15 protein-coding genes and 1 tRNA gene are annotated in these 17014 nt (G+C 68.7%); 7 read left to right on the top strand and 9 right to left on the bottom strand.

The annotated features are described in order from the left end of the window. Positions 1-2 precede the first annotated feature (2 nt). Positions 3-737 (bottom strand): hypothetical protein, encoded by a 735-nt coding sequence (locus OG205_RS25480; protein WP_330270595.1) that lies wholly within the window; start codon positions 735-737, stop codon positions 3-5. A 94-nt stretch (positions 738-831) separates the two neighbouring features. Here OG205_RS25480 and OG205_RS25475 point away from each other — a divergent pair, with 94 nt between their 5' ends. Together OG205_RS25475 and OG205_RS25470 are read left to right on the top strand one after the other, a co-directional pair. Beyond that, complete coding sequence (locus OG205_RS25475) at positions 832-1878, top strand: FAD-dependent oxidoreductase (protein ID WP_330270594.1); 1047 nt, start codon at positions 832-834, stop codon at positions 1876-1878. Between the two features lie 392 nt (positions 1879-2270). Further along, on the top strand, positions 2271-2411 hold the full coding sequence (locus OG205_RS25470) for a hypothetical protein (RefSeq protein ID WP_330270593.1): 141 nt from the start codon (positions 2271-2273) through the stop codon (positions 2409-2411). On the opposite strand, the gene OG205_RS25465 is transcribed toward OG205_RS25470, so the two are convergent. The 3 genes from OG205_RS25465 to OG205_RS25455 all read right to left on the bottom strand — a co-directional run bounded on the left by OG205_RS25465 (position 2408) and on the right by OG205_RS25455 (position 5908). Then, positions 2408-2644 (bottom strand): hypothetical protein, encoded by a 237-nt coding sequence (locus OG205_RS25465; protein WP_330270592.1) that lies wholly within the window; start codon positions 2642-2644, stop codon positions 2408-2410. The two genes, OG205_RS25470 and OG205_RS25465, sit on opposite strands and share 4 nt — an antisense overlap. 55 nt (positions 2645-2699) lie before the next feature. Continuing rightward, entirely contained in the window at positions 2700-3314 is a 615-nt protein-coding gene (locus tag OG205_RS25460; RefSeq protein ID WP_330270591.1) for a DedA family protein, read from the bottom strand. A 95-nt stretch (positions 3315-3409) separates the two neighbouring features. Continuing rightward, on the bottom strand, positions 3410-5908 hold the full coding sequence (locus OG205_RS25455; protein WP_330270590.1) for a glycoside hydrolase family 97 catalytic domain-containing protein: 2499 nt from the start codon (positions 5906-5908) through the stop codon (positions 3410-3412). 241 nt (positions 5909-6149) lie between these two features. Between OG205_RS25455 and OG205_RS25450 the strand changes: the two genes are divergently transcribed. Beyond that, on the top strand, positions 6150-7268 hold the full coding sequence (locus OG205_RS25450; RefSeq protein WP_330270589.1) for an ATP-binding protein: 1119 nt from the start codon (positions 6150-6152) through the stop codon (positions 7266-7268). A gap of 13 nt (positions 7269-7281) precedes the next feature. Here OG205_RS25450 and OG205_RS25445 read toward each other — a convergent pair. After that, positions 7282-7355: transfer RNA gene (locus OG205_RS25445), tRNA-Leu, on the bottom strand. A gap of 109 nt (positions 7356-7464) precedes the next feature. On the opposite strand from OG205_RS25445, the gene OG205_RS25440 reads away from it, so the two are divergent. Then, positions 7465-7686 (top strand): DUF3618 domain-containing protein, encoded by a 222-nt coding sequence (locus tag OG205_RS25440; RefSeq protein ID WP_093598761.1) that lies wholly within the window; start codon positions 7465-7467, stop codon positions 7684-7686. Here the strand turns inward: OG205_RS25440 and OG205_RS25435 are convergent. Beyond that, positions 7683-8327, bottom strand: a complete 645-nt coding sequence (locus OG205_RS25435) for a TetR/AcrR family transcriptional regulator (protein WP_245822135.1) — start codon at positions 8325-8327, stop codon at positions 7683-7685. The two genes, OG205_RS25440 and OG205_RS25435, sit on opposite strands and share 4 nt — an antisense overlap. A gap of 370 nt (positions 8328-8697) precedes the next feature. Between OG205_RS25435 and OG205_RS25430 the strand changes: the two genes are divergently transcribed. Both OG205_RS25430 and OG205_RS25425 read left to right on the top strand, forming a co-directional pair. Beyond that, positions 8698-10812, top strand: a complete 2115-nt coding sequence (locus tag OG205_RS25430) for a glycosyl hydrolase family 95 catalytic domain-containing protein (RefSeq protein ID WP_330270588.1) — start codon at positions 8698-8700, stop codon at positions 10810-10812. A gap of 20 nt (positions 10813-10832) precedes the next feature. Then, on the top strand, positions 10833-12467 hold the full coding sequence (locus OG205_RS25425; protein WP_330270587.1) for an NPCBM/NEW2 domain-containing protein: 1635 nt from the start codon (positions 10833-10835) through the stop codon (positions 12465-12467). On the opposite strand, the gene OG205_RS25420 is transcribed toward OG205_RS25425, so the two are convergent. After that, positions 12454-13194 (bottom strand): class I SAM-dependent methyltransferase, encoded by a 741-nt coding sequence (locus OG205_RS25420; RefSeq protein ID WP_330270586.1) that lies wholly within the window; start codon positions 13192-13194, stop codon positions 12454-12456. The two genes, OG205_RS25425 and OG205_RS25420, sit on opposite strands and share 14 nt — an antisense overlap. After that, positions 13191-14330, bottom strand: coding sequence for a carboxylesterase family protein (locus OG205_RS25415; protein ID WP_330270585.1), 1140 nt, complete (start codon positions 14328-14330; stop codon positions 13191-13193). Before OG205_RS25415 ends, OG205_RS25420 begins: the two co-directional genes overlap by 4 nt. A 112-nt stretch (positions 14331-14442) precedes the next feature. On the opposite strand from OG205_RS25415, the gene OG205_RS25410 reads away from it, so the two are divergent. Next, positions 14443-15480, top strand: coding sequence for a zinc-dependent alcohol dehydrogenase family protein (locus tag OG205_RS25410; protein WP_330270584.1), 1038 nt, complete (start codon positions 14443-14445; stop codon positions 15478-15480). On the opposite strand, the gene OG205_RS25405 is transcribed toward OG205_RS25410, so the two are convergent. After that, positions 15461-16933 carry a flavin-containing monooxygenase gene (locus tag OG205_RS25405; protein ID WP_330270583.1) on the bottom strand — a complete coding sequence of 491 codons (1473 nt, stop codon included), beginning with the start codon at positions 16931-16933 and terminating at the stop codon, positions 15461-15463. The two genes, OG205_RS25410 and OG205_RS25405, sit on opposite strands and share 20 nt — an antisense overlap. Positions 16934-17014 lie beyond the last annotated feature (81 nt).

The following is a 17014-nucleotide window of genomic DNA, read 5'->3' as shown; positions in this document are numbered from 1 at the left end:
GATCAACACCGATGCTTCGTGACTTCTTCCGTGAGCTGGGTAACTCGTTTCGCCGCCTTCTCGTAGGTGGTGCCCTCGGGGTGCAGCGTCAGCACCACGACGATGCTGAACAGGCACGTTCCAGACGTGTGCAGGGCCGGCGACTTCGTGTCCAGTTCCCACTGGATGCGCGGGCGCGGCCTGTCGACGCACGGCTTCGTCGGGTCGCCGAACCCCGACCAGCCCTGTTTGAACGCGGGCCTCCAGGTGGCGGACGGCAGCCCGAACGACTGGTCGAACCCGTCCGACGCGCACTTCTCGGCCCGCTGCAGGTGCCCCATGATCGTGTGCCGCACCTTCGGCTTCGCGTCCTCCAGCAGGTACCGGTAGATCTTCACGACGTCATAGGCGCTCACGGCCGTGTAACCCCACATGCCGCGCTTCTCCGGCGGCCGCGTGTCCTTGAGCTTCAACCGCTCGGCCGTGCGCACGACCAGCTGGTCCCAGCCGTTCTCCACCCACAGCTCGCTCGCCGCGTTGTCGTCGCTGACGCGCAGCATGGGTTCGATGCGTGGGTCGTCGCCGCGGGTCTCCAGCTGTTCGATCGCGATCAGGATCTTCACCAGCGAGGCGGATCTGATCGGCTTGTGCACGTCCCGGCCGGTCAACGTGTGTGTGATCCGGTCGTAGACCGCGTAGGAGGCCGTCGTGGTGGGAACGGGTGCCGCGAGCAACGCCAGCGTCAGAAGTAGGTGCACGCTGCCGGAAGTTAGCGGCAGTCCGAACCTTTTGCCTGATGTTTTGTAGCTCACAGGTGAGAAGAACCGGCGGCCTCCTTCCGTTGACCGTGATGTGACGGATGTGGTGGTGATTGGCGCGGGACAGGCGGGCCTGTCCGCCTCGTACTTCTTGCAGCGGCGCGGCGTCGAGCACGTGGTGCTGGACGCGAACGACTCGCCCGGCGGCGCCTGGCTGCACCGGTGGCCGAGCCTGCGCATGCGGACCGTGCACGGCATCCACGAGCTGCCCGGCATGCCGTTCGAGCAGCCCGCACCCGACGAACGCGCGAACGAGGCCATCCCGTCCTACTTCGCCCGCTACGAACAGCTCTTCGCCCTGCCCGTCGTCCGCCCGGTGAACGTCACCCAGGTGGTGAACGACGGCGCGCTGCTCAAGGTCGAGACCTCCGACGGCGTCTGGACCACGCGCGGCCTGATCAACGCGACCGGCACGTGGCGCCGCCCGTTCTGGCCGCACTACCCAGGTCAGGAGACGTTCCAGGGCCGCCAGCTCCACACCGCCGACTACCAGGGCCCCGCCGAGTTCGCCGGTAAGCGCGTCGTGGTCGTGGGCGGCGGCGCGTCGGCCACGCAACTGCTCATGGAACTCGCTCCTTTCGCAGCGGAGACCCGCTGGGTCACGCGGCACGAACCGGTGTGGCGGGAGGGCCCGTTCACCGAGGACTACGGCCGCTGGGTGGTCGGCATGGTCGAGGAACGCGTCCGGGCCGGCCTGATCCCGCGCAGCGTCGTCAGCGTCACCGGGCTGGCGCTGACCGACCAGACCCGCGCCGCCATCGCGTCCGGGGTGCTCGACCGCAGGCCGATGTTCGAGCGGGTCACGCCTTCCGGCGTCGAGTGGGCGTCCGGGGAACGCTTCGACGCCGACGTCATCCTGTGGGCCACCGGGTTCCGGCACGACCTGGACCACCTCGCGCCGTTGCGGTTGAGGGCTTCCGGCGGCGGGATCCAGGTGGACGGCACCCGTGTGGTGTCCGATCGGCGGATCCACCTCGTGGGGTACGGGCCTTCGGCCAGCACGATCGGGGCGAACCGGGCCGGGCGCAGTGCTGTTCGGGAGCTGATGGGCCACCTGGACGGGCTGAAGGTCGCGACCTGAGCCGTCAGGGGATCACGGGCGGCTGGTGGGCTCCGGGTGCGGCTTGGAGCGGTGACGGGACTTGGGGCACACCGCGGATGTGTCAGTGTCCTGCGCCTTGGGGGTGGGGCACGGTGTTGCTTCGCAGTGTCGGCACCAGTGGGCCGCCTCTCGCGGAGTGTTCGGCTTGGACGTGAACTGGGCGAGGTGTCGCGGCAGGGCACGACCGCAAGGCTGGGCGGCTTGTGGGCTGTGGGGCGGCTGACGGGTCGGCGGTGCGGCGAGGAGTGCATGGCGCGGCCGCAAGGCTGGGTGGGCTGTGGATGCGGTGACGAGGCTGCTGACGGGCTGGCGGTGCGGCGATGAGGACAGGGCGCGGCCGCCAGGCGTCGTGAGCGTGCGCGTCGCACGCGTTGCAGGAGTCGTTCCACCCCAACGCCCGCGGTCACGAGCAGATCGGCCGGTGTCTCACCGAGTTCCTGGCTTCGGACAAGCGCGACGGGGTGTGCGTGCCGCGGTTGAACGGCACGCTCGGTCTCACGACGGAGAGCTAGACCCAGCGTTTGAGTTCTGTGGCCGGCCAGCCGGGATTGCCCGTACGGGCGAACCTCGCCCATGCCCGCGCGATGTCGCCGCGGAACATGTCCGGCACGTCGGCGCCGTGGTGTGCCGGTGTGCGGGCGTAGATCGAACGGAACGCGCCGCCGTGCTCGTCGGCCAGCCGCATCGTCGGGCGCTGGAACAGTTCGGCGTCCTCATCGGCCGTGTGGCAGACCAGCAGATCCACGTCGTGGCCCGCTCGGCTGGGCTTCGCGGGCTTGGCCTGCTCGGCGCTGCTGCTCCTAGACGCGGGAGTTGGCGCGTTTCTTCGACAGCCGGGTGACCACGAAGATCACCACGGCCACCACGGCCAGGCCCAGGACGACCTTCGAGCCGATGCCCACGTACTGCTCGACCAGGTGCCAGTTGTCGCCCAGCAGGTAGCCCGCGAGGATCAGCGCCGTGTTCCACAGCAGGCTGCCCGCGGCGGTGTAGGCGAGGAACGGCGCTAATCGCATGCGTTCCACGCCGGCCGGGATCGAGATCAGGCTGCGGAACACCGGGATCATGCGGCCGAAGAAGACCGCGCGGTAGCCGTTGCGCAGGAACCAGGCCTCTGTCCTGTCCACATCGGACACCCGGACGAGCGGCATGCGGGAGGCGATGCGCCGCACTCGCTCGCGGCCCAGCGCGGCGCCGATCCAGTACAGCAGCAGCGCGCCCGCCACGGACCCGAACGTGGTCCAGAGGATGGCGTCGAACAGCGACATCTTGCCCTGGGCCGCGGTGAAGCCGGCCAGGGGCAGGAAGACCTCGCTGGGCAGCGGCGGGAACAGGTTCTCCAGCGCGATCGCCAAAGCCGCTCCGGGTGCGCCGGCCACGTGCATCAGGTCGGTGACCCAGTCGACCAAGTTCATGCAGTCCAAGTTACGGACGCGCGAGGGCGGGGACATTGGGGTAAACCGCAAGGTTGGGGTGGGGAAAACCCCACCCCGACCTCAGGGGTGAGCCCCTAGGCGCAGCGAATCCTTGCGTCCGCCCAAGAAGCGTGGTCGTTCTGCGTGCCGTCACCACCGTCCAGAACCCGCAGGGTGAGAGTCCTCACGCCGGTCAAGTCCACGGCCAGGTCGCGGGCCGGGGAACGCACGCCGAGCACGTCCGTACCGGCGAGCGCCACGCCGTCGCCGAGCACCTGGAACGCGACGGTGCCGCCGGCGCGCTGGCGGGCCACGTCCAAACCGGCCTCGTCGTCGACACCGACCGAGGCGGCGAACGCGGTACAGCGTGCGTCCAGCGCGTAGGTGATCTCGGACGATGCGTGCGTGCCGAGGCCCTTGCCGTAGGTCACGCGGCGCAGAGCGATGCCACGTCCGTCGCCCGCGGCGGCGCCACCGTTCGTCAGGTCCTTCTCGACCGGGCCGTCACCGCCGACGGCCGACGTCCACAGCCGGTCCGACACGTACGACCAGCCCTCCGGAAGCGGCCGAACCAGGTGCACACGGGCGGTCTTCTCCGACTCCACGCCCGAGTTGAACGACGCCACGACAGGGATGTCGAAGTAGCCGTAGGACGAGGGCGAAGCAGGCGGCACGACGGTCCAGGTGCCGGACAAGGCCTGCCCGGGACGCACAACCCGTGCTGTGACAGGGGATCCGAGCATCGACCATCCCGCGGGCACGCGCGGCGCCAACGTCACCCCGCGCACGTCCGAGCGAGTCGTGAACAGCCCGGTCACCGTGAACCCGCGGGCAGAAGCCGACACCGAAGTCGAAGGCACCGCGGAAACCGGCCGCTCACACGTGGAAGACCCGGCCCGGCAAGCGATGGCCGCGAAACCTCCATTGGCGGCCACGTCCAACGTCAGCGTGGCCCCGGCGCGCACGGTCCGTGACTCGCGCACGAGCCCCGCAGGACCGTCTCGGGTGATCTCCACCAGCCAGCGCCCGGAAGGCAGGGAGAAAGGCACTGACACGGTCCGTGCAGCACCGGAGTACCCACCGCCGATGAACCACCGTTCGCCCGACCGCCGCGCGAACACCGAGTGGTCCGCGGGTCGCCCGGACAGCAGCCGCGTCTCGTCCCACGCGGTCGGCACCTGGTCGACGAACCGTTCGGCGACGGGCCGCGCGGCGTAGTCCTCCGGCCGCCCGGCGAGGTTCGCCAGACCCGACTCGTAGATCACGGTCAACGCCAGCTCGTGCGCGTCGGACGTCGTGCGGGATGGACGGTGCCAAGCCAGCGGCGTGTAGTCCATGCCACCGACGACACCGCGCGTGAACGGCAAGGCGGTCAGATGCTGACCTGTCAGGCCCGAGGACTTCTCACCGCCGTGCACAGCCTCCATCGTCATTACGTGCGGCCACGTGCGGTGAATGCCGTGCGGGATCGTCGAGCCGTGGAAGTTCACGAGTAGACGGTGAGCGGCGGTCTCGGCGAGGATCCGGTCGTACCAGCGGTAGCGGTCCTGGCCGTCGGAGTCCATGAAGTCGATCTTCACGCCCGCGATGCCCCACCGTTCGAACAACGCCAGCCGGGGCGCACTCTCCGCAGGCGTGTCCAGTTCGTCGTAGTGCACCCAGAGATGGATCTTCACGCCCCGTGCGGCGGCATAGGAGACCAGCGAGGGAATCCACGAGGTCTGTTCCCACGACGGGTCGTGGTCCCAGTTCGGGTCGAAGTACCAGCCCGCGTCGACCAGCGCGTACGGCCACCCGTGCGCCGCCGCGTAGTCCACGTACTGCTTCTGCACGGCGAGGCTCTGGCCGGCCTCGCGGCCACCCGCGAGCCAGCTCCAGAACACCTTGCCCGGCTTGATCCACGACGTGTCGCGCACCTTCGAACGGGGCGCCAGGTCGTCCACGAGGGTCGACGCCGACACGTCCGCCAGCGAACCGACGACAGCGGTGCGCCACGGCGACTGCCACGGTCCGTCCACCGCCACCTGCTCGTCCCAGTACTTGACCGAGTACACACCGGAACCGGCCGCATGCGCGAGGTGCGCCCCGGAGTGTCGTCCGTCCACAAAGGACTCGGTGAGCAGCGAGTACACACCGTTCGTCTCGAACAGCGCCGGGTGCAGGTAGTCGGCGGTCTCCGCGGCGGCCGCGTTCGTCTGCACGAACGGGTTTTCGTAGTCACGCCGGTACTTCGCGATCCAGGCGGTGGCGGCACCCGGAATGTGGAACGTCGACGTCTCGCGCAGCACGTCGCCCAGCCCGGCCGGCAGTTCGTACCGATAGGCCACACCGTCGGCGGCGGTCCGCACGACAAGATCCAAACGCGCCGCTCCGGTGAACGAGTACCGCTCTTCTTCGTGGACGACTGTGCGCTGTCGTTGCTTCCCGGACGACGCCGTGTAGTGCTCGACCACGCGTCGCTCGGTCCGGCCCGTCAGGCGCAGGCCGGTCGAAAGATCCGCTCTTTCCGTCACCACGCCCAGTGGGCCCGGTTCCAGCACCGTGGTGCCGCCACGGCTCACCGCCAGGGTCGGGACGCCGTTCGACAGCGTCACGACAGCCTTCGGCCATGGATCGTTTTGTGCTGCTGCTGTTGGAGTTGTGACGCTCGCTGTCAGCGCGATGACGAGTGCTCCCGCCGCGTGCCATCGCACGGTGGACAACCGCATGCCCAGTCCCCTCAGACGTCGGTCGCGGCGGCGACAGATCCGATGTATACGCCGTCGAGGGCCATTGGTCCACAACCGGTCGGTAAGGCCTTTCCGGCGGTTAATCGTTTGACTACGATGGACTTCGATGGCTGACCAGGTGGGGACGTGTGCGATCTGCGGCACCGCGACCGCCACCTCCCGGCGCAGACACGCGCGGTACTGCTCGAACGCCTGCCGGCAACGGGCCTACCGGCAGCGCGTCAACGAACCCGTGATGGCGCTGGACAGTTTCATCGGCCGCGACGCCGAACTGCTCCGTCTCACCGGGCTCACCGACACGCGCATGCTCACGCTCGTCGGAGCGGCCGGGGTCGGGAAGACCAGGCTGATCAAGGAGTTCGTCGGAAGCCGGGCGACGCTGGTCGAGCTCGCCTCGGCGACGGACGTGGCACGGGCGTGCGCGGCGGCGCTCGGCGAGCCGATCGGGGAGCCCGTCCTGAGCACGCTGGTGCGCGCGCTCGCCGGACGCAAGATGCTGCTGGTGCTGGACAACTGCGAACACGTCGCGGCGGAATGTGCGGCGCTGCTGGAGCCGTTGCTGCTCGGCTGCCCCGGCCTCACGGTCATCGCGACCAGCCGGGAACCGCTGCGGGTGCCGGGCGAGGTGCTGGTCGCGGTGCCGCCGTTGTCGATCACGAACGCGGTGGAGCTGTTCATCGACCGCGCCAGCGCGAACCAGGTGGGCCTGAGACTCGGTGACAGGGACGTGCTGGCCGCTCTGTGCGCGCGCCTGGACCGCCTTCCGCTGGCGATCGAACTCGCGGCACGCCTGGTGACCGTGCTGCCCGTCAAGGAGCTTCTGGCGCGGCTGGACGACCGCCTGGAGCTGCTCAACCGAGGCAACCGCACCGCCGCCGAACGTCACCAGAGCCTGCGCGCCGCGATCGGCTGGAGCTACGACCACCTGAGCGCCGACGAGCAGCACGTGTTCCGGTGCATCTCGCAGGGCCCTCGCGGCTTCGGGCTCGACGTCGCGGTCCAGGCCTGCGACCTGCCCTCGGACCGGGTGCTGGTGGTGCTGTCGGCGCTCGTGGCCAAGTCGCTGCTCACGTTCACCGCGGCCGGCCGGTTCGAGCAACTGGAGTCGGTCCGGCTCTACGGCAGGGAACGGCTCGCGGAGCAGTTCGCTGGTGATGTACCCGGTGCCTCAGCGGCTAGTTTGAAGGTGGTTCGCCGCGGGCCAGCCCCCGCGGCGAACCACTGAAACTGCTGATCAATGAGGTCGGGGGGACTCGAACCCCCACTGGCTGGGACCTAAACCCAGTGCCTCTGCCAATTGGGCTACGACCCCTCGTTCGAAAGCCTATCCGCCGTTCATGGACTCGCTCTCGCGGGTCGCGCGAAGCCGCACTCCTGACCGTCCACTACGGTTGCGGGCAGAACCGCTGCTAGGAGGACATGTGGCTCGCGATCCCGAGACCATTCAGCGCGAGATCGAGCAGGCTCGCACCGCGCTGGCCGCCACCCTGGACGAGCTCAGCGAGCGCGCCAACCCGCAGAAGCTCGTCGAGCAGGGCAAGTCGTCCGTGCTCGACGTGCTGAGCCAGCCCAAGGTCAAGTACACGTTGATCGCGGTCGGCGTCGTGGTCGGCTTCGCGCTGGTCCGCAAGCTCTTCCGCTAGGAAACCCGCACCAACGGCAGGAGCACCTGCTCGACGACCTTCTCCACGAACGGCTCGTCGAGCGGGTCCCCGGTCAGCATCAGCCGGTAGATCAGGGCGGCGCCCGCGATCTCGACCGCCATGCCGCGCGGGGCGTCGGCCTTGAGCTCGCCCCGTTCGGCGGCCCGGTCCAGGATGCCGCGCAGCACGTCGCGCTGGGAGATCAGGAACGTCTCCCGGAACGCCGCCGCCAGCTCCGGCTCGTGCGGAAGTTCGCCCACGAGCGCCTGAGCGGCCTTGCCGATCGGTCCTGAGAGGAACGCGGCGAACGACGAGAGGAACTCGCGCAGGTCTCCGGCCAAAGAGCCGGTGTCCGGTGCCGCGAGGTTCTGCGTGGCGAGCTGGGTGCACGTGTCGATCACGAGATCGAGCTTCGACTCCCACCGCCGGTAGATCGTTGCCTTGCCCGCTCTCGCACGGGCCGCCACGGCGTCCATGGTGAGAGCCCGGTACCCGACCTCGGCCATCACCTCGAGCGCTGCCTGACGTAAAGCGTCGTCCCTGCTGGCGTCGCGAGGACGCCCCCGCTGGGGGACCCTGCCCTCGTTGAACGCCGTTGTCGACACGGCCATGGCCACCTCCTCGTACAGGGCACGGCTCATGCGTGTCCTCCCCGCCCCTTTGGCGGCACATCCTAGGCGTCTTACCCATGTCGCAGGGTGAGCAGCACCCGGTTGTTGCATCGTGTTGCGGTTGGTTGGGTCTTGCGTGATGTGCCCCAGAACTCCTACCTTTCGAGTTGTCTGAACCACGCTGCCTCGCCGCGCAGCTGAACGTGAGCAGTCGTCATGCTCGGGCGAGGAGTGGGCAATGGGCTTGGGAAGAAGGGGTTTCCTCGGGGGAACCACGGCAGCGGTGTTGCTCGGTCAGGCGGGGATAGCGACCGGGAAAGAGACCGGGCCATCGGATGTTTCCGGCTGCGACGGCATGTCGAAACACGACTGGGAAACTTTCGTCGGAGCGCAGGATCTCGTGTGGAAAAAACCTCCGACCCGGTACGGGCAGGCTCCGTTCCTCGGTGACGGGCGCCTCGGCAGCGTCGTCTACGCCGAGGAGAACGTCGTCAGGTTCACCGTGCAGCACGCCGACGTGCAGGATCACCGCACGAGCGGCGGCAGCCAGTTCGGGGTCTGCCGGCTTCCTGTCGGAAACCTGAAGATGACGGCGGCCGGCACCGTCACGGCCGTCGACTGGCGCCTGGACCTGTGGAACGCGGAGCTGCGTGGAACCGTGACCACGTCGCTCGGCGTGCTCACGTTCGCCGCCTACGTCCACTCCGAACGCTCGGTGTTCTCGCTGGACGTCACCGCGACCGGCGCCGAAAAGCCGGTGCTGGAATTCGTTCCCGCCCAGGCGATTCCGCCTCGCGCGGACTTCGACCCGTTGCCGGAGGGATACGTCCGCAACCCCGGCCCGGTGATGGCGGCGGACGGCCACGAGACGCTGGTGACGCAGGCGCTGAACGCGGGCGGGCAGACGGCAACCGCTTTCCGGTTGATCACCCAAGGTCGCACGCAACGGCTGCTGCTGTCGGTCGCGCACACCTACCCCGAAGCCGCCGCCGACAAGATCGTGCTGAAGGCCGTGCGCGAGGCCGCGGTGCTCGGCGGGCGGCTGACGATGTCGCACCGCAAGTGGTGGAACGACTTCTACCGCAAGAGCTTCCTGTCGTTCGGCGAGCAGCGGCTGCAGTCGTTCTACTGGATCCAGCTCTACAAGGTCGCGTCCGGTTCACGCGCCGGGAGCCCGGTGATGGCGACGACCGGCCCGTGGCTCGAGAAGACGCCGTGGGCGGCGGCCTGGTGGAACCTCAACGTGCAGCTGGAGTACTGGCTGATCCACGGCTCGAACCACCTGGAACTGGACTCGATCGCCAGCACCCTGAAGGGCAACCAGGAGCAGCTCGTCCGCAACGTCAAGGAGCAGTACCGGCACGACTCGGCGGGCGTCGGCCGCAGCACCGACCGCACGACGTCGAACGCCGGCACGCTGTACGAGCCGGGCACCGGCGGCACCGGCGTGAAGGAGCTCGGCAACCTGACGTGGGCGCTGCACAACGTCTGGCTGTCGTACCGGCACAGCATGGACGCCCGGATCCTGTCCGACGTCGTGTTCCCGCTGCTGCGCCGGTCGATCAACTACTACCTGCACTTCCTGAAGAAGGGGAGCGACGGCAAGCTCCACCTCGACGCCACCACCTCGCCCGAGTACGGCGACGCACCGGACTGCAACTACGACCTGCAGCTGATCCGCTGGGGCTGCCAGACGTTGATCGACTCGGCGGCCAAGCTCAAGATCAACGACCCGCTGGAACCGAAGTGGCGTGAGGTCCTGCGCGACCTGGCCCCGTACCCGGTCGACGCCAACGGGTTCATGATCGGCGCCGGGGTGCCGTTCGCCGTGTCGCACCGGCACTTCTCGCACCTGCTCGCGACGTTCCCGCTGATGACGGTGAACTGGGATCAGCAGGAGAACCGCGAGCTGATCGAGAAGTCGTTGCACCATTGGATGTCGCTGGAGCCCGCGCACCGCGGCTACAGCTACTCCGGGTCCGGCTCGATCACCGCACGAATGTTCCGCGGCGACGAGGCCTACACGTACTTCGTGAAGATGTTCGACACCACCAAGCGCTACCCGGTGCTCGAGAACACCATGTACACCGAGGCCGGCCCGGTCGTGGAGACCCCGCTGTCCGGCGCGCAGACGATCCACGACTTCGTGTGTCAGAGCTGGGGCGGGATCGTCCGGGTGTTCCCCGCCGTGCCGTCCGCGTGGCCCGAGGTCATGATCGCCGACCACTCGGCAGAGGGCGGGTTCTCGGTGACGGCCCGGCGCTCCGGAGGCAGGACCGAGTTCGTGCTGGTCCGCAGCCGCGCGGGGGAGCCCTTGGTGCTGCGGCACGGCATCGACGGCCCGGTGTCCGTGGTGGCGCCGGTCCGCTATCGCGACCGCGGTGACGGGACGCTGGAGATCCCGTTGCGCCGCGGGCAGGAAGTCCTGGTGCACCCCAGGGGCCGCCGCCCCGACCTGGCCGTCCGGCCGGTCGCCATCACGACCCCCGGCAAGCCCTGGGGTCTTCCCGCGTGATGCTCGGAGAGGAAAGCCCCATGCGCACCATCGCCTTGGCCGTGCTGTCCACAATGGTCAGTGCGGTCCTCGTCGTCCCCGCCGCGCAGGCGTTGCCGGACGGCCTCGCCCCGACCCCGCCGATGGGCTTCAACAACTGGAACACCACCGCCTGCCGGACCGAGTTCAACGAGGCGATGGTCAAGGGCATCGCCGACATCTTCGTGAACAAAGGCCTGAAGGACGCGGGCTACGAGTACGTCAACATCGACGACTGCTGGGCCGAGAAGACCCGCGACTCGGCCGGCAAGCTCGTCCCGAACAGGACGCGGTTCCCCAACGGCATCAAGGCCGTCGCCGACTACGTGCACTCCAAGGGCCTGAAGTTCGGCATCTACACCAGCGCCGGCACCAAGACCTGCAACAAGGACAACGGCTTCCCCGGCGGCCTGGACCACGAGGAGTCCGACGCGCAGCAGTTCGCGAGCTGGGGCGTCGACTATCTCAAATACGACAACTGCAACAACCAGGGCGTCGACGCGAAGCAGCGCTACCGCAAGATGCGGGACGCGCTGAAGAAGACCGGCCGTCCGATCGTGTTCAGCCTCTGCGAGTGGGGCCAGAACAAGCCGTGGGAGTGGGCCTCCGACACCGGACACCTCTGGCGCACCACCGGCGACATCAACGACACCTGGCCGCGCACGATGGACATCTACGAGAAGAACGTCGTGCTGGACTCCTATGCCGGTCCTGGGCACTGGAACGACCCGGACATGCTCGAAGTCGGCAACGGCAAGATGAGCGCCGTGCAGTACCGCAGCCACTTCTCGCTGTGGGCGATCATGGCGGCGCCGCTGCTGATCGGCTCGGACCTGCGCAAGGTCTCCGCGGACACGTTCACGATCCTGGAGAACAAGGACGTCATCGCGGTCGACCAGGATCGGTTGGGCGTGCAGGGCAAACGGATCCGCACCACCGGCAAGTCCGGCGTCGACGTGATCGTGAAGCCGCTCGCGAACGGCGACAAGGCCGTGGCGCTGTTCAACAAGTCCGGCTCCACGCAGACGATCTCGACCTCGCTGGCGGAGATCGGCATGTCCGGCCCGGCGGTGCTGAAGGACCTCTGGACCAAGACGGCGCGCACCACGACCGGCACGATCTCGGCGTCGGTGCCCTCGCTCGCCACGGTGATCTACCGCGTCTCGAAGGACGGCCCGCGGCCGACCCCGCCGGCCGGCACCACCGACCTGTCGGCGTTCGAGGCGTCGTCCTCGGCCAACGGCTGGGGTCCCGTCGAGATCGACAGGTCCGTCGGCAACCAGGCCGCCGGTGACGGCAGGACGATCACGATCAACGGAGTCGTGCATCAGAAGGGCTTCGGCGCTCACGCGGCCGGGACGATCGACTTCTACCTGGGTCGCAAGTGTTCCACGCTGTCCGTGGACGTCGGGATCGACGACGAGGTGGCCGCGGGCAAGGGATCGGTGATCTTCCAGGTGTTCGCGGACGACGTGAAGGTCGCCGACTCCGGCAGGCTCACGGGCACCGACGCGGCGAAGAAACTCACCGCGTCGCTCACCGACGCCGAGAACCTGCGGCTGGTGCTGACCGACGCCGGTGACGGCATCAACTCCGACCACGGCGACTGGGCCACGCCGCGCATCACCTGCGCGTAGCCGTGGCCAGCTGGGTCATGTACCGCTTCACGACCCGGCCGCCGTGCCGCGTGTCGATCAGGGACGTGATGTCCGTGATCAGCTGATCGCGTGAAGGCAGCGCGATGTGGTTCGAATACGTGAGGAGCAGGTCCACGTACGCCTCGGTGTCGTAGGCCTGCTCCCACTCGTACCGGTGGAACTCGGGCTCGTCGAAGAGCGCGCTCTCGTCGAACTCGCAAGGGACGGCGGAGGCTGGGTAGAGCCGCAGGTTCGGTGGCGTCGACGGATCCCAGCGCTCGTAGCACTCCTGCACGTCCACGAAGAACTGCTCGGTCCCTCCCGCGATGTGGTGCGTGGAGATCACGGCCAGCACGCCGCCGGGACGCAAAACGGCGGCGCACCGGGCCATGCGGGTGTGCGGATCGAGCCAGTGGAACGCCGTCGCGCACACCACGAGGTCGAACGGCGTGGCGGGCAACGGCCAGTCGTCGAAGTCCGCCACGACCACGTGGGCGCCGGGCGCGTGGGAACGGGCGACGGCGGCCAGTTCAGCGCTCAGCTCGACCGCCGTCACGTCGCCCAGCGCGGTCAGCGCCAGCGTGGCCTGGCCCGTGCCGGGGGCGATCTCCAGGATTCGCGGGCCGTTCAGGCGTTCGAACAGCCGCGGGGGATAGGTGGGACGGGCCCGGTGGTAGCGGGCCGCGTCTTCTCCGAACGTGGTGCGCAAACGCTCGCGGTCGGTCACCCGCCGAATTCAAGCGAGCGGGACGGCAGCGCGTCCATCCCGTTTCGCGCGAATCCCGCCCAAGTGCTCCGGATGGTCTTCGCCAGTTCGGCGTCCGGCTCCTGCCCGGCCAGCATGCCCGCGCCGGTCCAGCCGTCCGGGTCGAACAGGAACGGCAGCTCCATGCAGTGGCACGAGCCCATGGGGGCGTCGGCGGGCGCCCACCGGAAGATGTAGGTCGCGGCCTGCCCGCCTGCCGCCGTCCAGTCCCGCGCCAGTTCACGGGCTCCGAGGGCGAAGACCAGTTCGGTCACGGCCGCCCAGTGCTCACGGCTCGGCACGTACGGGCTGCCGTCGTCGGCCGTGTGCCCGACGAGCAGTTCGACGCGGGACGCCGCCGCGGCGAGGTCGATCTCGCCCAGCGTCGGGGCGAACGGCATGCCGCCGGACGGGGCGAACCGCGGTCCCATCGCGACCACTGCGGCGGCCTGGGCTGCCAGCACGTCGTCCACAGGGGTCGTGGCGTCGACCGAGATCGACGCACGCAGCGCGGCCGTCATCTCCGGCCGTTCGGGGCTGCGGGTACCGAGCGGCGCGCTCTGCAGGATCGCGCGGTGGAACAGGTGCTCGGTGTCGGTGAGCATCAACGCGTACACCGAGTCGGCGCCCGCGGACTGCCCGAACGCCGTCACGTTCGTCGGATCGCCACCGAACGCGGCGATGTTGTCCCGCACCCAGCGCAACGCCGTGAGCTGGTCGAGCAGGCCCAGATTGTCCTGCAGATAACCGAAAACGCCGAGGCGGTAGCTGACGCTGACCACCACCACGCCTTCGGAGGCCAGCAGACCGGCGTCGTACTTCGTCGACTCGCCGCTGCCGGTCACGTAGGCGCCGCCGTGGAACCAGACCATCACGGGCAGACCGGACGCGTCGGCGGGCGCGGTGACGGACAGCACCTGGCAGTGCTCGTCGAACGTCAGGCCGTCGACGGAGCTGCCGACCAGCGCGGCCAGCGCCGACGGCGGCTGCGGGCAGGCAGGTCCGCGCTCGCCGGCGTCGATCACACCGTCCCACTTGTACGGCTCGGGCGCGGCGAACCGGGAAGCGGTCGCATATCGGACACCACGAACCCGCACGAGACCTTCGTTGATCGGCACGACACCGATCCTAAGCATGCGTAACCAATTGCACAGCGTCTCGATTCGGCGGGAACGACCACATAGGAGGACCCTGTAACGGTTGGGCAACGAGACAAGAGGAGGCTCCAACGTGCGGGCTACGACGATCTACGGCACTCGTGACATCCGCGTCGAGGAAGTGCCGGACGCGGCGATCAAGGAGGCCACCGACGTCGTCGTCAGGGTCGAGCTCGCGTGCATCTGCGGCAGCGACCTGTGGGCGTACCGCGGCGTGGCCAAGCGCGAGGACGGGCAGCGGATCGGGCACGAGTTCCTCGGCATCGTCGAGGAGGTCGGCGGGGACGTGAAGAGCGTCCAGGTCGGCGACCGCGTCATCGCGCCGTTCGTGTGGAGCGACGGCACGTGCGCGTACTGCCAGGCCGGGCTGCAGACGTCGTGCCGCGCCGGCGGGTTCTGGGGCAGCAAGGGCAGCGACGGCGGTCAGGGCGAGGCCGTGCGCGTGCCGCAGGCCGACGGCACGCTGGTCAGGGTCCCCGCGGACGCGCCGGCGTCGCTGCTGCCCGCGTTCCTGAGCCTGTCCGACGTCATGGGAACCGGTCACCACGCGGCCATCGGCGCTGGCGTCGCTCCCGGCAGCACGGTCGCGGTCGTCGGTGACGGCGCGGTGGGCCTGTGCGGCGTGCTCGCGGCCAAGCGCCTCGGTGCCGAGCGGATCATCGCGATGGGCCGCCACGAGGACCGGGCGAAGATCGCATCGCTATTCGGCGCCACGGACCAGGTCGCCGAACGCGGTGACGCCGCGATCGAGCGCATCAAGGAGATGACCGGCGGCCTCGGGGCGTCGGCCGTGCTGGAGTGCGTCGGAACCGAGCAGTCGTGGGAGACCGCGATGGGCATCGTGCGCGACGGCGGCCGGATCGGCTACGTCGGCGTGCCGCACGAGATGAAGGGCCTGCCGCTCGGCAAGTTGTTCGGGCGCAACATCGCCATCGGTGGCGGCGTCGCGCCTGTGCGGGCCTACCTGCCGGAGCTGCTGGCCGACGTGCTCGCCGGCCGCATCGACCCCGGTCCCGTGTTCGACCGGACGGTCTCGCTCGACGACGTCGCGCTGGGCTACCAGGCGATGGACGAGAGGACCGCCCTGAAGGTCATCGTGCAGCCGTCGTGAGCACGTAGTCCTCGGCGCGCACGCGCTTGGTCCGCATCCAGTACCGCCAGGTGAATCCCGGCCACACGGTGCGGTTCACGCCCTGCGCGTCGAGGTACCAGCTCTTGCAACCACCCTGGGTCCAGACGCCCTTGGTGAGTTTCTGCTGGATCTCCGTGTTGAACTCCTGCTGGGCCTCCAGCCGTACGTCCAGCTCCGCTGCGCGGTGTGTGTCGAGGAGCTGGAGGCACTGCGAGATGTACCGGATCTGCGACTCGATCATGAACACGACCGAGTTGTGGCCGAGCCCGGTGTTGGGGCCCAGCAGGAAGAACAGGTTGGGGAAACCCGAGACCGTGATGCCGTAGTAGGTCTCGATCCCTTGCTGACGCCACTGCTTCGCGAGGTCGACGCCGCCCTTGCCCTGGATGTCCAGGTAGTCGAACGAGTCGACCACGTGGAACCCGGTGCCGTAGATGATGACGTCGACCTCGTGCTCGACGCCCGCACTGTCCACGATGGACTTCTCGCGCACCTCGGAGACCTTGTCCGTCACCAGGTCGACGTTCGGGTTGCCCAGCGCCGGGTAGAAGTCGTTGGAGATCAGCACGCGCTTGCAGCCCATGGTGTAGTCGGGCTTCAGCTTCCCCCGCAGCTTCGGGTCCGGCACCTGCTTCTTCAGGTGCCGCAACGCGATTCCCTGCGCGAACTGCATGATCTTCGGGTTGACCGCGAAGCCCAGCGCTGAGGACTCGCGCGTCCAGTAGACGAAGTCGCGGTAGAGCCGTTGCGTGAAGGGCAAGGCGCGGAACAGCTTCTGCTCCCAGCCGTTGATCTCGCGGTCGGCCTTGGGCATGATCCACGGCGGCGTGCGCTGGAAGATCTTCATCGACGCGACCTGGCCCGCGATCTTCGGCACGAACTGGATCGCGGACGCGCCGGTGCCGATGACGGCGACGCGCTTCCCGGTCAGGTCGTAGTCGTGGTCCCACTGCGCGCTGTGGAACGTCTTGCCGCCGAAGTTCTCGATGCCCGGCAGCTCGGGGACGTTCGGGATGTGCAACGCGCCGACGCCCGCGACCAGGGCCTGGGCGGTGTAGGTGTCACCCTGCTCGGTCGTGACGTTCCAGTGCTTGGCCTCGTCGTCCCACTGCGCGCCGGAGACCTTGGTGTTGAAGCGGATGTGCGGCCGCAGCCGGTACTTGTCGGCGACCCGCTGCAGGTAGTCGAAGATCTCGCCCTGCCGCGCGAACATCCGCGACCACCTGGGGTTCATCTCGAACGAGAACGAGTACATGTGCGACGGCACGTCACACGCACAGCCGGGGTAGGAGTTGTCGCGCCAGGTGCCACCGAGGTCGGCGGCCTTCTCCAGCACCACGAAGTCGTGCTCGCCGCGGCGCTTCAGCTCGATGGCCATGCCCAGGCCGGAGAAGCCGGTGCCGATGACGAGCACTTTCGTCTCTCGGTGCATGGGGAAGTCCCTCCGCTCGCGGTAGCTACTTCGCAGTAGGTTACCCCGAGTAAGTTACGAGCGGTAGACTCCATTCTTGTG

This window comes from Lentzea sp. NBC_00516 (assembly GCF_036346835.1).
In the GTDB taxonomy this organism is placed as follows: Bacteria; Actinomycetota; Actinomycetes; order Mycobacteriales; family Pseudonocardiaceae; genus Lentzea; species Lentzea sokolovensis.
The sequence above is the reverse complement of the archived record's forward strand: the minus strand, read 5'-3'. Positions and strand labels throughout refer to the sequence as shown.